This window comes from Nitrospira sp. BLG_1 (genome assembly GCF_047338595.1).
Lineage (GTDB): Bacteria > Nitrospirota > Nitrospiria > Nitrospirales > Nitrospiraceae > Nitrospira_D.
On record NZ_JBLFBO010000002.1, the window covers coordinates 121,042 to 137,405 of the forward strand.

Sequence of the window (16,364 nt, forward strand, 5' to 3'; positions counted from 1 at the left end):
AGTCCTCCAACAGTGAAGCCTCCAGCGGTCAGCATTCAGCCGACAGCTGATGGCTAATAGCTGATAGCTCGTTACTTCTGTAACGCTTTGTCGACGATGTCCGTCAGCGGAGTGTTGCGGTCGAAGACGTTGATGTCGAAGCCCTCGTCCTTCAGTGCGCGCATCGCATCGAGACCTTCCTTCTCACGCGGCCCGCCGCGGCGCACCCAGATCTTCACGCCCTTTAACTTGCCGTCGCCCTTCGCTTTGCGGAATCCGTTGATGATACCGCCGAAGGTCTTCTTGACGTCGGTAAAATTCGCGATCGCACCACCGACGATGATGTTCTTGATACCGGGCAACGAACAAACTTTTTCCGTCAACACTTCCACAGCCCAATCCGGCGGATCACCGGAATACTCGGCATAGTTCGCCAGCTTCCCGCCTCGTGCCACAACCGCATCAGAATAGTAGACACTTGCGCCGCCGCCTGCCGGCAGCATGGCTGTGTCACCACCCGGAATCTCGATGAACTTGACGGACCCCTTGATCTTGCTGTCGACCGCCATGACTTCCATTTCATCTTTACTGTAGGAACGGCCGAACTCAGCGGCGAATTGAAAGTTCCAATCCGGATGGCGGAACTTGGCGTCACCATCCAGCAACGTCACCGCATCGAGCGCGACCAATTCGCCATCACTCTCTCGCGTGACGACTGGATTCACTTCGAGATATTGTGCGTCCTCGCTGTCGAAACAGGTGAACATCTTGCCCGCGAAGTCAGCCATCTTTTTCGCGAGCGGGCCCGTAAAGCCGGCCTCTTTCGAAAGTTTTTCGAGTTGACCCGCCGAGGGAGTCTGCCCGACTTCCAAGCAGAGGCGTTTCACGCGGTCCCAGTTCGACTCGACCTCGATCCCACCGCAATTGGCGACAAGGATCTCGCTGCCTTCGCGGGTCGACTTCACCGCACAATAGTATTCCTCTTTATGTGGGACCATCTCCGACACAATGACCTGCGACACGGTGATGCTGCCGACTTGACGACCGATCATTTCCTTGGTCGCAGCGATTGCGCCGTTCAGATCCAAACCAACCTTGACCAGACCGAGCTTAAAGCGTGAGCCGAGCGCCTCGTGCGCTTTTGCCACTAACTTCGAGGTCTTCATCCAATCATTGGCTTGTCCGAGCTTGGTCAGTTCGTCAACGGACGTGACGACGACATAGTTGGGGACGTGAATCCCCCACTTCTTCATCAGCCCCATGCCGGGGCCTTCCAACACCTTAGCCATGCGAATTCTCCTTCGTAGTAACTCAGGCAAATAGGGGAGCGGGATTTTAGCTGAAACTGACAGGATGACTCAAGACGCCAGAGGAACTAATAGTGAGGGGGATCAAAAGACCTAGCGAAGACATTTCGCAAGATATCATCCTAACCATCGGCAATATAATAAGTTTTGTCGACTAGGGTTGTCGTTTCGACCGCATGGCCTGACAACGGGGACAAAAATATGAGCTCCGTTCGCCCCGAAGGCGTTGAATCACTCCACCACAGTGATTCGGGCAGGGTTGTCCCTCTTTTCCATAAACCAGATGCCGCCGCTTGTATTGCCCCTCGCTCCCGTCAGGAGCAAAAAAGTCTCGCACACTCGATCCCCCATGACTGATGGCCTCATCCAGGACCTCCTGCATGATCGCATAGAGCGCTACGATCTTGCGCACCGGCACCTGATGAACCTGGTGATTCGGGTGGAGGCCGGCCCGAAAGAGAATTTCGTTCGCATAGATGTTCCCGATGCCGGCAATGACTTGTTGATGCATCAAGAGGGTTTTGAGCCGCCCACGGCGCTCCTGTAAGAGTCGCACAAAGTCCTGCTGAGATGCGGCCAATGGATCCATCCCAAACCGGCGAGTGCGATAGCGATCCAGTCCGACTTTATCCAACAGCGAGAGGCGTCCAAATCTGCGGGGGTTCCAATACCGCAGTTCTGGTTCGTCACCTCCTTTGAACGACAGTCTCGCATGAACATGCTGTGGATGTTTGGTCGGTGCCGATTGGAACAGGAGAAGTCCGGTCATCCCCAACTCAGCCACGACATAGCGACACGCTCGACTGTTCACAAACCCCAAGGCGACACTTTTGCCGAACCGCTCAACGGACTGGAGGGCCGCACCGCAATACCACGACGCGGTGTCATACCCCTCTCGAACAATATCCGCTCGTCCGATCCACACATCGGTCAGCTGCGCACCTAGTAGACGTGCGCGGATTTGTCGAGCGACGACTTCAGCTTCGGGAAGTTCAGGCATTCCGTAACCGCGTTCTGAGTAAAAAATGTGCGGCATTAAGCCACGAGAGGGAGGGAAAGGCAAGATTGTGCGATGAAAGCGAGAACCGTGTTACGAACCAGCCTGGCGAGACGGATTGGAACGGCGGAGTTGACGAACCTGCTCGATGGCGACCTGTAGATTCGGCAGCGGCATGGCACCTGGATGCCGTATCATGACGAGTTTCAGCACTTCGTCGTAGGATTTCCCTTCCACACAACAGAGGTACGCCATCACGACGGAAACCGATCGCCCCATGCCGGCCCGGCAACAGACTAGTTTTCGCTCGGTCGGTGCTCGAGACTCAAGCCATTGTACCGCTTCCATCAACTTTGCAGGATCGGCCTTCGCAAACTCTCGAAAGGGAATGTGGCGGTAATCCATCCAGGGGGCAGGAGTGACGGTCAACTCTTCGGCCACCAGCAACAGAGTCCCGACGACCGCCGGCGGTTGCTGCGCATCGTCGATGTTCCCGACCAACAATTGGTCTGTAATCATGTGCATGGCATTGTGAGTATAACGTGCCCCGGAGAAGCGTCAAGCATTCTTACCGGCACTGCGGCACCAGTTGCGATTCCTTTTCCTCGCCCGTTATACTCTCCGCATGGTCACGCTCACTCAGCAGGAAGTGGAACGCCGGCTGAACACAGTTCCCTGCGCCATCTGCAAACAATCGAGTTTTGCCATCGATGAACGGTTCATGGGGGCTGACGGCGACTGGCGGGGCATCTGTAAGAAGTGTTTTTACACCTTCCCCGTCTATACCGACATGGAATTCTATCTCCGCACACAGCCTGACATCCCGTTTCGCTTAAAGGAGATTTCATGCACCGCGTGCAATCATCGGGGTGTGAACCTCGATCTTCGAGCCACCCTGTCCGTACGGGACGCCTACTACTTTGTCACCTGTCAGGGCTGTCAACGACAATTTGTCGAGAAATCCTCGCTAGAGGCATTTGAATAAGCCACCATCTTTTCTCAATATTTGGTATATACTGAAATCATGAGTGACACGCCAAAACAGCCGGACCTCTCGCCGGAAGAAAAGCCCAAGGTGAGAAAAGAAATCCCCGTATTCGCCATTCAGGACGATGATGCCATCATGGCTGAGGAAATGGCGGACCTCTTCGAGGAAGACAAGGTGTCGCACCAGCACGGCAGTTCAGAGCCGGAAGCGGATTAACGAACCCCGCACTCGACATCCAGCCATCCGACTTCTCTCAGCTTTTCAATACAGACTCCAGAAGGGCTCTGTCCGGAGAAGCCCCTCTACTCCCTGAACTTGGGCCATTGATTATAACCCACGGAAGGATTGTTTGATTTTAATGAGATGATGAATTCTACTTCTCTCTGTGCGACCTCACCTTGCGTAGCGGTACAAGACTCCCAAAGGATTTCCCTCGTGACTGTAAACCGGCGTCTCTGTTCTTTATTGAAGTCTTTGGCAATCAGTGCGCTATCAGGGCTGCCGAAATAGTTGATGTCGTCAGTTCTGTCTTGTCCCACGTAGATTTTTCCATTTGGATACGTGATCTTATAAATGATGCTCATAGATTGCCAGGCAACCTAGGGATGCTGTGGTTCATCACGCAAACACTCCATTTACTCTTCTCAGTGCACATCCGTTGAAGATGGTCGTGGACAGTCTATTGAGCACTCAAGACAGTCCCGTTTGACGGCTTTGCCGGGAACTGAGAATTGTGCGTGCGCATTGAATAGTTCCGTCATGCTATGTTCATACGTTCAATGGCACAATGCGATTGCTTTGCTCCTTCTCCTGTCTCGCCGCCGCCCACAGATTACATGTTCGCTAGGCATTCAACCAAAACTCAGGCAGGACCGTTACCAAACAGAAAGCCGCAGCGCTATTTCTGAACTCACAGCGCGCCTTTCCCGTAGCACTTCGTTCACCGTCTGATGCGACACCTCTAGTGCGCTGGCAAATCCTGATACGGTCAGCTTATAGTCCGGCAGGAAACCGTTGCGCAGCAGTTCCCCAGGGTGAGTCGGACTAACTTTCCTTAACCCCTTATTGGAAATACCTATGCTACACCTCGCCGCAATGAAACCTCAAACGAGATGAAGGAGTTGTACCTTCCCATCCCCCTCGATCCGTCCCAACGTCGACACCCTGCCCTTTCGTTCCTTATGTACGATTTTTTCAATCTGCACGATCGCGCCGCGATGCCACTGATCGAACACCTCGTTCTGAGACGTGGCGAGGCGATCTTGCCTGCCAACTTCCTGTCGGCCTTGTTCATTGCAGAGCCAGGCTCGTTTCTCCCCTTTCATGACTCGCAGTTCGCTTACCACTCGAAACACATCAGACTGTCGCTCGACGATGGTCTTGCCGTCTTTCCTTAACAGCAGATAAGAAAACTTCAATGCGTCTTTGATGAACCCAACCTCTTCGTCGATTATTTGGATGGACAGCGGTGGTTCCCATGCTCGCTCTTCGTGGCACCAGTCATCTGGCTTCACTAATGCTGGGCATGCGTTTTCATGGAGGCAGGGGCTGTAAATGGTGCAACGTTTCTCTTGGAGAAGTCGGTCACGCACGTGAAGTAACCCTCGGGACGTTTCTCGTAGGGCCGGCTCAACGACCATGACGGTACCGTGTGGGGTGAGCAATGATAAGCACTCCGTGATCAGGCCGGAACGCATCTCGACTGGGTCTTTTGCCTCTACATATATCTCGTTCAAACAATTCGCGAGAATAATAAGATCAAATGGCGCCCGTCGTTTAACCTGTTCCAACCAGAGTTGCCGCTCAAGATCTCCTTCATAGGTCTGTAAACTCGCTGCCCCAACAGTAGGCGCCTGGCAGTATCGATCCCACAACTGTCTGGCTTGGCTAAGAGCTACTTTCGAACCATCGACAGCAGTGACGGACAGGGCATACGGCAACGCCTGCTGTTGCCACCAGTCGAGGACTGCCAACGGCCCGGTACCAGGACCTGAACCAAGGTCCAACACTGAGAAACGCTCGTCCACTTCAGGCGTGCGCATCTCATTGAGCAACCGCTGTATCTTGGCAAGATTGACCGGCAGGAAATACTGAAGGTATGCCGCACCCAAGTGGCTACGATCCAGATATGAAACACTGAGGCGATCCCGTTCTATGGTGAAGATTCTCGACAGCTCGCTTACGGCCTGAGCCAACTGCTTAGCCGAACCGTTCGTTCCCTCAACGGAGGCGTGGATGGCATCAAGAAGTCTCCGTGAGACCGGAACGTTGAGGCGTTGCATAGCTGTAGTGTATGCTCAAGGCATTACGGAGGACAATCATGACCGATGATATTCTGAAGGCCTATAAAGACGTTGAATCGGCGGTGGAACGCTATATCCGACTCCTGCACGACCATGTCACCATGCTCCAAAACATCGAACCACCCGGTTCCGATAAGGTTGTGCGGTTGACGGCTGGGTCCAAAGCCATGACGGATAGTGCAGGGATCTATCTGTCCTATGCGAAATATGTGGCTTACGGGATGCCGGCCAGTGAGGAGATGGTGGAGGATGAGATTCAGGGGTAACAACGTCGCTCGTATTTCGTGAAGCGTTGTTCGTTGAATGCTTAGAAGATACGTTATCACGATTCACGCAGTGTACCAAAAGCAAAAGAGCCTGTCCGGAATGAAGTCCGGACAGGCTCTTTGTGTTTTAGCTTCTGTACGCAGTTAGATGCTTCGCATAAACTGGGCAACTTCGTCTGGATTGACGGTACCGCCCATGACCTGCGACATCGCAACGTTCGTCGACTTCTTCCCGGTCAGACCGGATTCGACTTCGTCCACGATCAACTCCACCGGCATGGACTGACCACCGTAGACGCGCGGGCCTCCGATGATCTTGGCCTTGGAGTACCCATAGATCGCAGTGGCTACTTCTTTCGCCAACCAGCCGACATAGTTGAATTCCGGGACGACGATCAATTTGGCCTTCCCGCACAATTCGCGCAACTCCTTAGTCGGGAATGGACGGAGCGAACGAACCTTGATGAGGCCGACATTAAGACCCTTGTCCTTACAGAGGCGCACGGCTTCCCGCGACTGAGCTGCAGCGCTTCCAGAAGCGATAATGATCGCATCAGCGCCTTCCACATTTTCCGCTGTCAGCAAACCACCCATGTACTTATTAATGTACTTGCGGGACCGCTCGACAGCCGCCCACACTTCCTGCTGCCAGACCGCATGGATGTTATAAGCCATGAAGTTCGACTTCTGAACCGGGGCGTCACGGGACAGACGAGCCGGAGGATTCTCGGCATCGAGTACCGGCACCGCACCACGCCAGGCTTCACGCGGCGGCAACTTGATCCCACGATCTTGCATCCGCACGTAGCCACGGGCATGCGTCACAAAGAACCCGTCGCAGCAGACCCCAACCGGCAGGGTCACGTCGTTCTTTTCACTGATCGTGAAGCCGGCCATCGTGAAATCGAACATGTCCTGTTGATTTTCGGCATGGAACACAATCATGCCGCAGTTCAGCAGGTACGCGACTTCGATATTGTCCGGCTGAATGGCAAGTGGCGCATTGACGACGCGGCAGGTAAACATCGCAACCACCGGAAGCCGGTGGCCAGGCCAGGACGCAATGCCTTCCAGCCCACGCAACGTACCGGGCCCAGCTGTGGCCGTATAGCATCGAACGCCTGCACGAGATCCACCTGCGATGGCAGCCATCACACCGACTTCTTCTTCACCACGATAGTACTCTTTCACATAGCCTTCACCGTAGAGCACCCCGACGAGCTGCATAGTTTCACTCTGCGGTGTGATCGGATAGGCGATGGCTAAATCCACGTTTGAGCGACGGATCGCTTCCTTGGCCGCTTCGCTGCCCGTGATGAACTCCTTCGTCCGCGGTGCCTCATGAAACATGTATTCAGGAGTCACGACCTTCTGACGTTTTGCTTCGCCATGCGGATCTTGCTTCTTAGCGCTCGCTGGAGCCGCCACACTGGTAATCGGGTCGCCTTGTGGATTCGTTTTCACTTCAGTCTCGCTCATAATCGCACCTCTCTATATGGGCGGTGAGCTATTCGCTCAGCCTACCCTTCTCGCTTCATCTGTTCTGCAGAATGGCCAAACATGGCTGCACTGCCTGCTCCACCAGGAGTCGGGGCAAACGCCATCGGATTGGTATGAGTCTTACCACCATGGACCTTTGACTGGGTACCGGTAAAACGGACGTTTTCTCCATTCTCCGGCAACTTGATCCCCAGTTCTTCCCGGACACGCTTAAAAATCTGCGCGACGCGCTTGATTTTCAGCGTATCGGAGTCCCGGATCGTAAGCATGGCATCTTCGTGGCCTTGCTCCGCACAGATCGCCATCGTACAGCAATTGGTTCCCGCCCGGATCATCTTGAGGGTGAGGTTGGCATAATGGCAATGCACACCGATAAAGATGCAGGCTTCGATCTTGTTGCCCCAGATCGTCAAATTCGGATGATTCGGATTGATCACTTCCTCAGGATCGATCTTCGGATACTTCGGACGATAATCCGGCATGGGAATAATCATTACTTCCGGAATCTGTGCGGCAATTTCCAATGTCGCTTTTGCTTTTTCTACTGCATGGTCGTTCCAGGCCCACAAAAGCAAGGGACCCGGGAAAATCGTCGCATTCGGGCTCGTCAGCATCTTTCGAGCCATCTCTTCAATAACAACTTCCTCATTTGGCTCAAGAAGGCCGTAGTACAATCCCTGCCCAGGATCCGGCAGGTCGACACCTAACTGAGCCGCAGACGGCGGGTGGAACCCCGCCGGACCCGGCACGATGATCCGCTCTCTCGTATCTTGTGTGATGGCCACGCCTGATTCCCTTTCCTTACCCGACGACAGGGCTTGCTAACACCGCCGTGGTGCTCTTCTCTCCGTACGTAATATTGTCCGTCAATGCCGCTTTGGGCAGTTGGTCGATCATGATCATCTTGATGGCATTATTCTTTGCCATGGTGTCGCAGACCCACACACATTGCGCACATCCTTTACATCGGTCAACAGCGACATAGGCGGATCCGTACTTGAACCCTTGATCTTTACCCATCTCGTCGCTGTAGAGGATCGTGTTGGCTTCCGGACAGTACTGCGTGCAAAGCTTACAACTCTTCGCGGCACAAATTTCGACACTGATATCGGCTACGAGGTACATGGAAACTCCTTTATAACCGGTTACGCGGTGGCTGCAGCGACAGGCTCTTCCACCCGCTTGACATCAGCCGCAGCCCAACCATGATCAACAGCGTAGTTCCACCCGGCCCGCATGACGGCAACGTTCTTTTCGATCAGTTCTTGCTTCTTTTTGAACTTCCGCTCCACGACGCTGTCAAGCGCGGCCGTACCACCAGATACCACGAAGCCCTTCCCAAGGAACCGATCCTTCACGGCTTGATCCAGCCCCGCCATGCTCGTCAACCCCGTAATGGCACCGATACAGCCCATCAACGCCATGTTGGTAGCCAGATCCATACCGGCGACTTCAAGAGAGATCTTCGTCGCAGGGAAGTAATACAGCTTCGCACGCCGTTCTTTCAGCTCAGCCGCCTGATCTCGATGGAGATTCATCGGCCCATCGTTGTTGATCAATGCAATCCCATCTTCCTTCAAGCCGAAGTAGAACGGCATCGTGTAAGACTTGCCGTGCGTAATGACTTGAGGATGGAAGATGATAATGATGTGCGGGAAGGTGATTTCGCCGATCTCATAGATCGGTTCATCCGACACGCGAACATAGCTTTCGACCGGCGCCATTCGCTTTTCCGATCCATAGAACGGCACGATCGTGCTTTCACCGCCGGCATTGATGACGGCAGTACTCAGTATGTGCGACCCAGTCACGACGCCTTGTCCGCCCACACCTGCCATTCGAATATTGAAGCGCTTTGCCATCGTGGACTCTCCTTCGTTCGCTTAGGCCTTATTAGGAATCGCAGCAGCCGGCTTGGCAAGAAACTCCTTGTAGCCATAGCGCTCAGTGAGATACTGCTTCGCTTCTTCGCTGACATACTCCGTAAACTGATACCGGTCATTTTCAACCGTCTTCGCGTCTTCCATGACCTTATCGGTCGGAATGGCGTACTCAATGTTGCAGGATGTGTAGGCTTGAATATAGGTGGACCCGACTTCGCGTGCGATCAGCACGGCTTTCTTGATGACGCTTTCCACACGACGCGGATTATTCGGCACCACGGTCGCCACATAGGCACAACCCGCGACCTTCGCCATCTGCAGCATATCCATCTTCTCGAACTTCTTCCCGAGAGGAGCCATCTTCAACACCGCACCACGGTTGGTCATCCCGCTTTCTTGACCGCCGGTATTTCCGTACACTTCGTTGTCCAACATGATGGTCGTAAATCGTTCCTTGCGGAACCATGAATGCAGCACCTGCTGGAAACCGATGTCCGCCGTTCCACCATCCCCGGCCATCACGACCACATCTTTCGGCTTGTCACCGAAACGAAGCCGAAGGCCACGTGAGAGGCCGCTCGCCACTCCATTCTGGTCTCCGTAGTTGCCATAGACAAAGGGAATGGCAGCCTGCGAAATAGCCAGACGACCACAACCGGCCGTCCCGACGGTAATCGTATCTTCTGGATTTGGGAACGCCACCATAGCCAAGCGAATGAAGAGCGTCATCGCACAACCGGCGCACATAGGGTGTTCTTCAAGCACTTCCTTGAAACTTCCAACCTGTGAAACCGAGACTTTCTTGCCAAACGGTCCGTGCTCGACCAAATCTCGATATTCTTTCGGCATAAACTTTTCAAATCCGTTGGAGAACTTGACGTAATCAAGGCTCATTAGGCACCTCCCTTATATCGTTGGCAACGGCATGCCGCTGCTCATATTTTCGTCACTCTGCCGAATCATGACTCACGAAAGAAAACTTGGGGACTTGAGGGTTTGAACGATTCAGTACACTCTAAACCGAACCACCAGACCACAGGCATCCTAGCAAAGCCGAAAAAAGACTGTCAATGTTTGTACGGCCTTTTCTCTGCGCAGATTAGGTTGCCCCACCGACTAACAGGCTGTCGAAATCTCCTGAAGATAGTATAACGTCACGAAAATCAACGCAACTTCAAAGAGGACCCACGGTTTCCAAAAGAAGGCCTAGATTCGACGGTCAGACGTAGGCCATTTGCCCCAAGCCATGGAGCTGGTTGCTGCGGAGACTGCTTGGCTTATGTATGGCAATTCATGTTTAGAGATTGCCGATCCACAACAATCTGTTTACACTGCAATGTATGTCGCTGCGAGTACTGATCCCCGGCGAAGACGAGGCCGGGACCCATGTCGGTGGAGTGCATAAACGCCCCCCGATTCCTGATAACACACTCAAGGCCGAGTGCCCAAAATTCATGGCACATGGCCCCTGTGGAGGAGTCCGGAAAGGTGGACTGTGTGAGGTATACCCGGACATGAAATGTCCATGGGTCTCCCTGTATCTCGAATTAGAGAAGATCGGTCAGACTGATTGGATGAAACAAGTGTAGTGAGGCGTGAAACGTGAAACGTGAAACGGTCGGAAGACAGCCCAAGGTCACAAGGCTAGGCTACAATGAGCGGCATGCCAAGAGTGGGATCAATGCGCCGCTGCCGGAGATCGAAACCTTTCCAAACCAGTATAAGGGCTATGAGATCACGATCGAGATTCCCGAGTACACGGCGATTTGCCCCAAGACGAATTTGCCGGATTTCGGCACCATCACGCTGCACTACATGCCCGACAAAGCCTGTCTCGAACTCAAAGCGCTCAAAATGTATATCCACGCCTACCGGAATCTCGGCATCTTTTACGAGAACTCCGTCAACCGCATCCTTCATGATGTCGTCAAGGCCTGTAGGCCTGTGTGGGCAACGGTGACCGGTACTTTCACCGCACGAGGCGGGCTCTCAAGCAAGATTGAGGCTCGCTACCCTCCACAAAAGCCGTAATCTCCTGGTGTAATATCCCGTAAGTTCCTTAACCTTACCGTTCGCCCTACGCTCTTCGACGGGCTTCAGGGTGAACTGTCAATGTCACCGTATCAATGAAGCACTCGCCGGCCGCACTCGCTGTCTGAAACAAATCAAACTGATCGACGATTCGCCTTCCCCCTACACTCATCCGCACATTCCCCGTGGAGCGAGAGCGAGCCTTGACGAAGCATAGGTGGCGTAATTCACTACTCCCCTAAAGGAGCAATATCTGGAACAACTCGATTTTTCGAGGAAAGTGTGATGAGATTTTCTCAAGAATTCAGACCGCTCACACAAAACATCGATGGGCGGACAGCGCTGTCTCCGGCAACGCAATTGCGCACCACATTTCCATCGAGCGATCGTCGTGCCCACCCACACAATGAAATCGGTCTTCCCTAATCGTTTCTGAAGTGTCTGGCATGAATCAGCCATCGGAACACACCCAGATAAAGCAGGCATTACGGGAAAGTGAAACCAAGTACCGTGAACTGTTCGAATCGTCGCGTGATGCCATCATGCTGCTGTTTCCCCCGGAATGGAAATTCACCACATGCAATCCTGCAACCGTTGCCCTGTTCGGAGCCAAGAGCATCGAGCACTTCACCACACTCGGCCCATGGGATGTATCGCCTCTTCTTCAGCCGGACGGTGAACGCTCAGCCGATAAAGCCCCAAAAGTGATTCGACAAGCCATGGAGGATGGATCGCATTTTTTTGAATGGACCCATCGCCGCATCAACGGACCGAACTTCACTGCAACCGTTTTGTTGACTCGAGTTACGTTGAAGGGACAAACGGGTTTACAGGCCACCGTACGAGACATCAGCGAACAGAAACGCGCGGAACAAGCGCTTCGTGACTTGTCTGAATTTCAGAAGGCGATCCTGGACAATGCCGGGCACGCCATCATCTCGGCGACGCCGGATGGAATCATCCGTGTGTTCAATCCTGCCGCTGAACAGCTCTTAGGTTACTCGGCTGGAGAATTGGTTGGGAAACAGACACCGGCGATTTTCCACGACCCCCAGGAAGTGGTGACACGTGCCCAGGCGTTTTCTGCAGAGCTTGGCATTGACTTAGAACCAGGTTTCAACGTCTTCGTCGAAAAGTCTCGTCGAGGACTTCCCAATGCCCATGAGTGGACCTACATCAGAAAGGATGGGAGTCGACTCACCGTCCTCCTGACTATCACAGCTTTACGCAATCCCGAAGGGGCGATCACGAGTTTTCTTGGTGTCGCATCGGACATTACGACGATCAAGTCTGTTCAACGAGAATTGACCCTCGCGAAAGATGCCGCTGAAGCGGCCAGCGTCGCAAAGTCTCAATTCTTGGCCAACATGAGTCATGAAATCCGCACTCCGATGAACGGAATCCTCGGTATGACTGAACTGCTCCTCGCGACCCCCCTCACCGAGAAACAGCAGCATATGGCCCATACCGTGCAACAATCTGCCGCCTCGTTGCTCACGATCATCAATGGCATTCTGGATTACTCTAAGATTGAGGTCGGGAAGCTCCAACTCGAGCACACCGATATGAACCTCTCCCACCTCCTTGATGATGTCATCACGTTACTTTCCGAAGTTGCTCGTCAAAAGGGGCTCTCCCTGTCCGTGCAGATATCATCGAGTATTCCCTCTACACTTCGGGGAGATCCAACACGATTGCGACAAGTCCTACTGAATCTCATTGGGAACGCCATTAAATTTACCGCCAACGGATCGATCACCGTCAGTGCGGACTGTCTCAAGCGTGACGCTGAGCAGATCCTACTTCGTGTGACAGTTCGTGATACAGGCATCGGCATTCCACCCGAATCGCAGTCCCGCATTTTCGATGCATTTGCCCAAGCCGACGAATCGACGACCCGCAAGTTTGGAGGAACTGGTCTCGGTCTCGCGATCGTCAAACAGCTTGTTCGCTTGATGGGAGGAACCGTTGATCTCGAAAGCACACCGGGTCTCGGCTCAACGTTTGGACTTACCGTTCCACTGGAGGTTCGTCCGGACAAAGAGACGGCATCGGCCATAGCACAGCCGCAACATCATCCAGCGACTCTCCACGGGAAAATCTTGCTCGCCGAAGACAACGTGGTTAATCGTGAAATCGCCGTGGCAATGCTGGAATTATTGGGATGTGCGGTAGACATTGCCGAAGACGGGCAAGAAGCGCTCACCGCAGTCGCCGCTCACTCCTACGACCTGGTCCTCATGGATTGCCAGATGCCGAACCTTGATGGCTTGAAGGCTTCTCAGTTGATTCGTGAACAGGAGAGCCAGCACTCACATCGCCGCCGTCTCCCAATCCTCGCGCTCACTGCCAATGCGATGGAAGGCGATCGAGAACAGTGTCTGGCGGCCGGAATGGACGGGTACCTCACCAAACCCTTCACTGTCGATCAACTGCACCACGCATTGGCACCCTGGTTGAAAAAAGCAGCCTAAAACGAATGGGTGCACATTGAAACACTATAATCTTACGTTGATTCGGCTTCATGGCTGACGCTGACCGGGATTGCGGAGCGAAGTGCTTGCACCATCAAACGCGGCACGGTACCCTCAAGGCTACTCATGGCCACCTACGCGATCGGAGATGTGCAGGGATGTTACGAACCTTTGCAACGTCTCATCCAGCATATTCGATTCGACCCTTCCAGAGATCGCCTCTGGTTCGTCGGCGATCTGGTCAATCGTGGCCCTGACTCGCTGAGCGTCCTTCGCTACATCAAGAAGCTTGGAAATCGGGCCGTCGCCGTCTTGGGCAACCACGATCTCTTCCTCCTTGCCGTGGCGGAACAGATCGCGACTGTTCGTCCGGAAGACACGTTGCAAGCGGTTCTCGCCGCACCGGATCGGGAGGAACTTCTGGCGTGGCTCAGACAGCAACGGCTCTTGTATCGTGAAGGGCCGTTTGCCATGGTCCATGCCGGCTTACTCCCGCAATGGTCCATCGACGAGGCGGAGATGCTGGCCCGTGAGGTCGAGGTGAGTCTGCAAGGTCCTTCTTATCGAGACACCCTTCGCGCGTTGTATCCGAGTAAACATCTCCAATGGTCTTCGAACCTGTCCGGCCCGACCAGGCTCGCCACCATCATCAAAGTATTGACCAGACTCCGCGCCTGTTCATCTGACGGTCGAATGGAATCTTCCTATAATGGTCCCCCTGAGCGAATCCCTTCCGGATACTTCCCCTGGTTTAAAATCACGAACAGGAAGCATCGCGACACAACGATTGTCTGCGGCCACTGGGCGGCGCTAGGGCTTCACTGCAAAGACCAGCTTCTCTCGATCGACAGCGGTTGCGTGTGGGGAAGAGAACTGACGGCCGTATGCCTGGAGGACCGGAAACTTTTTCAGGTTCCATGCAACGGGATGACCGGCCAAGACTGAAACCGCTCAGTGATAGCTTTCTGAATCGCTGGGAAATCTCCCCTGCTCGACTTCTTCTTTGTATCGACTCAGGGCTTGGATGGCATCGGTCTTGAGGTGCGCATAGGTCTTCACGAATTTCGGGACGAAGGTATCGAAGAGACCGAGAAGATCGTAGAGTACGAGGACTTGGCCATCGCAGTGAGGCCCTGCCCCAATCCCAATGGTGGAAATTGACAGCGCCTGAGTCACCCTTCTGGCAAGCTCTGCAGGGATCGCCTCCAACACGAGCGCAAACGCTCCGGCCGCTTCAAGCGATCTCGCATCGTCCAGCAATTTGGAGACTTGATCATCCACCTTCCCCTGGACTTTATACCCACCGAGCGCATGAACGGACTGCGGCGTCATGCCCAGATGGCCCACGACGGGAATCCCCAGACTGGTCATCGCTTTCACCCGATCAGCCATGACGGCACCGCCTTCGAGCTTGACCGCAGCAGCGCCGGCCTGGATTAATCGACCTGCGTTGCGCACCGCATCTTCAGTGCTGACCTGATACGACATAAACGGCATGTCACTGATGACCAGAGCACGTGAGGCCGCACCCGCCACAAGCTTGGTGTGATAGAGCATGTCTTCCATCGTCACAGAGAGGGTATTGGCCTTCCCCTGAACAACCACACCAAGAGAATCTCCGACCAAGATGACCCGGATACCCGCTTGCTCGACAATACCGGCAAACAATGCATCGTAGGCCGTGACGACGACGAGCTTCTTACGTTCCCGTTTATGCTGCTGAACGTCAAGGATCGTCATCAGCCCAATTCTGCCTTGGTGATGATCTCAGCCAATCGATGCGTGGCCTTGATCGCCATGAGATGAACTCCGTCACAATGGGGGCGTACTGCCTTGATTGACCGCACGGCAATGTCAACGCCGACATCCTCAGCCCGATCTCCGGCAGCCTTCAGTTCATCGATCATCTCCTTCGGCACCGCCATCCCGGGGATATTGGCGTTCATGAATTCGGCCATCTTGTGGTTCCGTAACACGAGGATCCCCGCCAATACCTTCACGTTAAACGGTCGCACCTGTTTCATGAAGCTGGCAAAAATCTCGGGATTATAGACCGCTTGGGTCTGGAAGAATTGGGCGCCGGCTTTCACTTTCACCTCAAATTTCGCCAACACCGGCCCGATGAGATCGGCCTCCGGTGTCACGGCCGCCCCGATCGTGAAGGCCGTGGACCCGTCGAGCTTGTTACCCATCATGTCCTTGCCGTTGTTCAAGCCCTGCACCAGCTGCATGACTTGGACCGAGTCCAGATCGTAGACGGGCTTGGCCTCTTTGTGATCCCCGACTGTGGGATAGTCGCCAGTGAGGCATAAAATGTTCCTGATCCCAAGCATATGGGCGCCCATCAAATCCGATTGCATCGCAATCCGATTGCGATCACGACAGGTCAGTTGCATGACAGGATCATGCCCCAGCTCGTAGAGCAGGCGGCAGACCGGAAGCGATCCTGCCCGAACTACTGCGGCGGTGTTGTCGGTGATATTCACGCCATGGACACGCCCCACCAGCTGTTTGGCATTCTCCAGCACCGCGGAGATATTCGTCCCCTTGGGGGGGTTATATTCGACGGTCACGGCGAATGTTCCGCGATTCAGAACATCGATCAAACGCTGCGGCTCTCGGCTCATTCCCGGCCT

General features: G+C 54.1%; 20 protein-coding genes. 8 read left to right on the plus strand and 12 right to left on the minus strand.

The genetic code is table 11. The annotated features are described in order from the left end of the window. Window positions 1-71: 71 nt before the first annotated feature. The 3 genes from ACMTNU_RS02705 to ACMTNU_RS02715 all read right to left on the minus strand — a co-directional run bounded on the left by ACMTNU_RS02705 (window position 72) and on the right by ACMTNU_RS02715 (window position 2,802). Entirely contained in the window at window positions 72-1,268 is a 1,197-nt protein-coding gene (locus ACMTNU_RS02705; RefSeq protein ID WP_413933662.1) for an ATP citrate lyase citrate-binding domain-containing protein, read from the minus strand. A gap of 172 nt (window positions 1,269-1,440) precedes the next feature. Further along, complete coding sequence (gene mutM, locus ACMTNU_RS02710; protein WP_413933663.1) at window positions 1,441-2,286, minus strand: bifunctional DNA-formamidopyrimidine glycosylase/DNA-(apurinic or apyrimidinic site) lyase; 846 nt, start codon at window positions 2,284-2,286, stop codon at window positions 1,441-1,443. 90 nt (window positions 2,287-2,376) lie between these two features. After that, the gene (locus ACMTNU_RS02715; protein WP_413933664.1) at window positions 2,377-2,802 is read right to left on the minus strand and encodes a dual specificity protein phosphatase family protein; all 426 of its coding nucleotides are present in this window, start codon (window positions 2,800-2,802) and stop codon (window positions 2,377-2,379) included. A gap of 106 nt (window positions 2,803-2,908) precedes the next feature. Between ACMTNU_RS02715 and ACMTNU_RS02720 the strand changes: the two genes are divergently transcribed. Both ACMTNU_RS02720 and ACMTNU_RS02725 read left to right on the plus strand, forming a co-directional pair. Next, window positions 2,909-3,268, plus strand: a complete 360-nt coding sequence (locus ACMTNU_RS02720; protein ID WP_413933665.1) for a hypothetical protein — start codon at window positions 2,909-2,911, stop codon at window positions 3,266-3,268. Between the two features lie 39 nt (window positions 3,269-3,307). Then, window positions 3,308-3,487, plus strand: coding sequence for a hypothetical protein (locus ACMTNU_RS02725; protein ID WP_413933666.1), 180 nt, complete (start codon window positions 3,308-3,310; stop codon window positions 3,485-3,487). Between the two features lie 659 nt (window positions 3,488-4,146). Here the strand turns inward: ACMTNU_RS02725 and ACMTNU_RS02730 are convergent. Further along, a complete protein-coding gene (locus tag ACMTNU_RS02730; RefSeq protein ID WP_413933899.1) occupies window positions 4,147-4,368 on the minus strand; it encodes a HigA family addiction module antitoxin in 222 nt (73 codons plus the stop codon). Window positions 4,369-4,374: 6 nt separating this feature from the next. After that, on the minus strand, window positions 4,375-5,553 hold the full coding sequence (locus ACMTNU_RS02735; protein WP_413933667.1) for a small ribosomal subunit Rsm22 family protein: 1,179 nt from the start codon (window positions 5,551-5,553) through the stop codon (window positions 4,375-4,377). A gap of 38 nt (window positions 5,554-5,591) precedes the next feature. Here ACMTNU_RS02735 and ACMTNU_RS02740 point away from each other — a divergent pair, with 38 nt between their 5' ends. Next, window positions 5,592-5,840: a hypothetical protein gene (locus ACMTNU_RS02740; RefSeq protein ID WP_086425298.1), complete on the plus strand. Its 249-nt coding sequence runs from the start codon at window positions 5,592-5,594 to the stop codon at window positions 5,838-5,840. 144 nt (window positions 5,841-5,984) lie between these two features. Here ACMTNU_RS02740 and ACMTNU_RS02745 read toward each other — a convergent pair whose 3' ends face one another. The 5 genes from ACMTNU_RS02745 to ACMTNU_RS02765 are packed head-to-tail and all read right to left on the minus strand — an operon-like array spanning window position 5,985 to window position 10,117. Continuing rightward, the gene (locus ACMTNU_RS02745; protein WP_413933668.1) at window positions 5,985-7,319 is read right to left on the minus strand and encodes a transketolase C-terminal domain-containing protein; all 1,335 of its coding nucleotides are present in this window, start codon (window positions 7,317-7,319) and stop codon (window positions 5,985-5,987) included. Window positions 7,320-7,360: 41 nt separating this feature from the next. Further along, window positions 7,361-8,125, minus strand: coding sequence for a carbon monoxide dehydrogenase beta subunit family protein (locus tag ACMTNU_RS02750; RefSeq protein WP_413933669.1), 765 nt, complete (start codon window positions 8,123-8,125; stop codon window positions 7,361-7,363). Window positions 8,126-8,141: 16 nt separating this feature from the next. Further along, window positions 8,142-8,465, minus strand: a complete 324-nt coding sequence (locus tag ACMTNU_RS02755) for a pyruvate ferredoxin oxidoreductase (protein ID WP_413933670.1) — start codon at window positions 8,463-8,465, stop codon at window positions 8,142-8,144. 20 nt (window positions 8,466-8,485) lie between these two features. After that, window positions 8,486-9,202 carry a 2-oxoacid:acceptor oxidoreductase family protein gene (locus ACMTNU_RS02760; RefSeq protein WP_413933671.1) on the minus strand — a complete coding sequence of 239 codons (717 nt, stop codon included), beginning with the start codon at window positions 9,200-9,202 and terminating at the stop codon, window positions 8,486-8,488. A 21-nt stretch (window positions 9,203-9,223) separates the two neighbouring features. Beyond that, on the minus strand, window positions 9,224-10,117 hold the full coding sequence (locus tag ACMTNU_RS02765; RefSeq protein WP_086425302.1) for a thiamine pyrophosphate-dependent enzyme: 894 nt from the start codon (window positions 10,115-10,117) through the stop codon (window positions 9,224-9,226). 446 nt (window positions 10,118-10,563) lie between these two features. Here ACMTNU_RS02765 and ACMTNU_RS02770 point away from each other — a divergent pair, with 446 nt between their 5' ends. The 5 genes from ACMTNU_RS02770 (at window position 10,564) to ACMTNU_RS02790 (ending at window position 14,673) form a co-directional block, all read left to right on the plus strand. Continuing rightward, window positions 10,564-10,812: a methylenetetrahydrofolate reductase C-terminal domain-containing protein gene (locus tag ACMTNU_RS02770; protein ID WP_413933672.1), complete on the plus strand. Its 249-nt coding sequence runs from the start codon at window positions 10,564-10,566 to the stop codon at window positions 10,810-10,812. 13 nt (window positions 10,813-10,825) lie between these two features. Then, window positions 10,826-11,254 carry a preQ(1) synthase gene (gene queF / locus ACMTNU_RS02775; protein ID WP_413933673.1) on the plus strand — a complete coding sequence of 143 codons (429 nt, stop codon included), beginning with the start codon at window positions 10,826-10,828 and terminating at the stop codon, window positions 11,252-11,254. Window positions 11,255-11,539: 285 nt separating this feature from the next. Next, window positions 11,540-11,680, plus strand: a complete 141-nt coding sequence (locus tag ACMTNU_RS02780; RefSeq protein ID WP_413933674.1) for a hypothetical protein — start codon at window positions 11,540-11,542, stop codon at window positions 11,678-11,680. Window positions 11,681-11,700: 20 nt separating this feature from the next. Beyond that, window positions 11,701-13,728, plus strand: coding sequence for an ATP-binding protein (locus ACMTNU_RS02785; RefSeq protein WP_413933675.1), 2,028 nt, complete (start codon window positions 11,701-11,703; stop codon window positions 13,726-13,728). Between the two features lie 126 nt (window positions 13,729-13,854). Beyond that, a complete protein-coding gene (locus ACMTNU_RS02790; protein WP_413933676.1) occupies window positions 13,855-14,673 on the plus strand; it encodes a symmetrical bis(5'-nucleosyl)-tetraphosphatase in 819 nt (272 codons plus the stop codon). A 6-nt stretch (window positions 14,674-14,679) separates the two neighbouring features. Here the strand turns inward: ACMTNU_RS02790 and panB are convergent, their stop codons facing one another. Further along, window positions 14,680-15,468: a 3-methyl-2-oxobutanoate hydroxymethyltransferase gene (panB, locus tag ACMTNU_RS02795; protein ID WP_413933677.1), complete on the minus strand. Its 789-nt coding sequence runs from the start codon at window positions 15,466-15,468 to the stop codon at window positions 14,680-14,682. After that, the gene (locus tag ACMTNU_RS02800; protein ID WP_413933678.1) at window positions 15,468-16,355 is read right to left on the minus strand and encodes a methylenetetrahydrofolate reductase; all 888 of its coding nucleotides are present in this window, start codon (window positions 16,353-16,355) and stop codon (window positions 15,468-15,470) included. The genes panB and ACMTNU_RS02800 overlap by 1 nt, the downstream gene beginning before the upstream one ends. Window positions 16,356-16,364 lie beyond the last annotated feature (9 nt).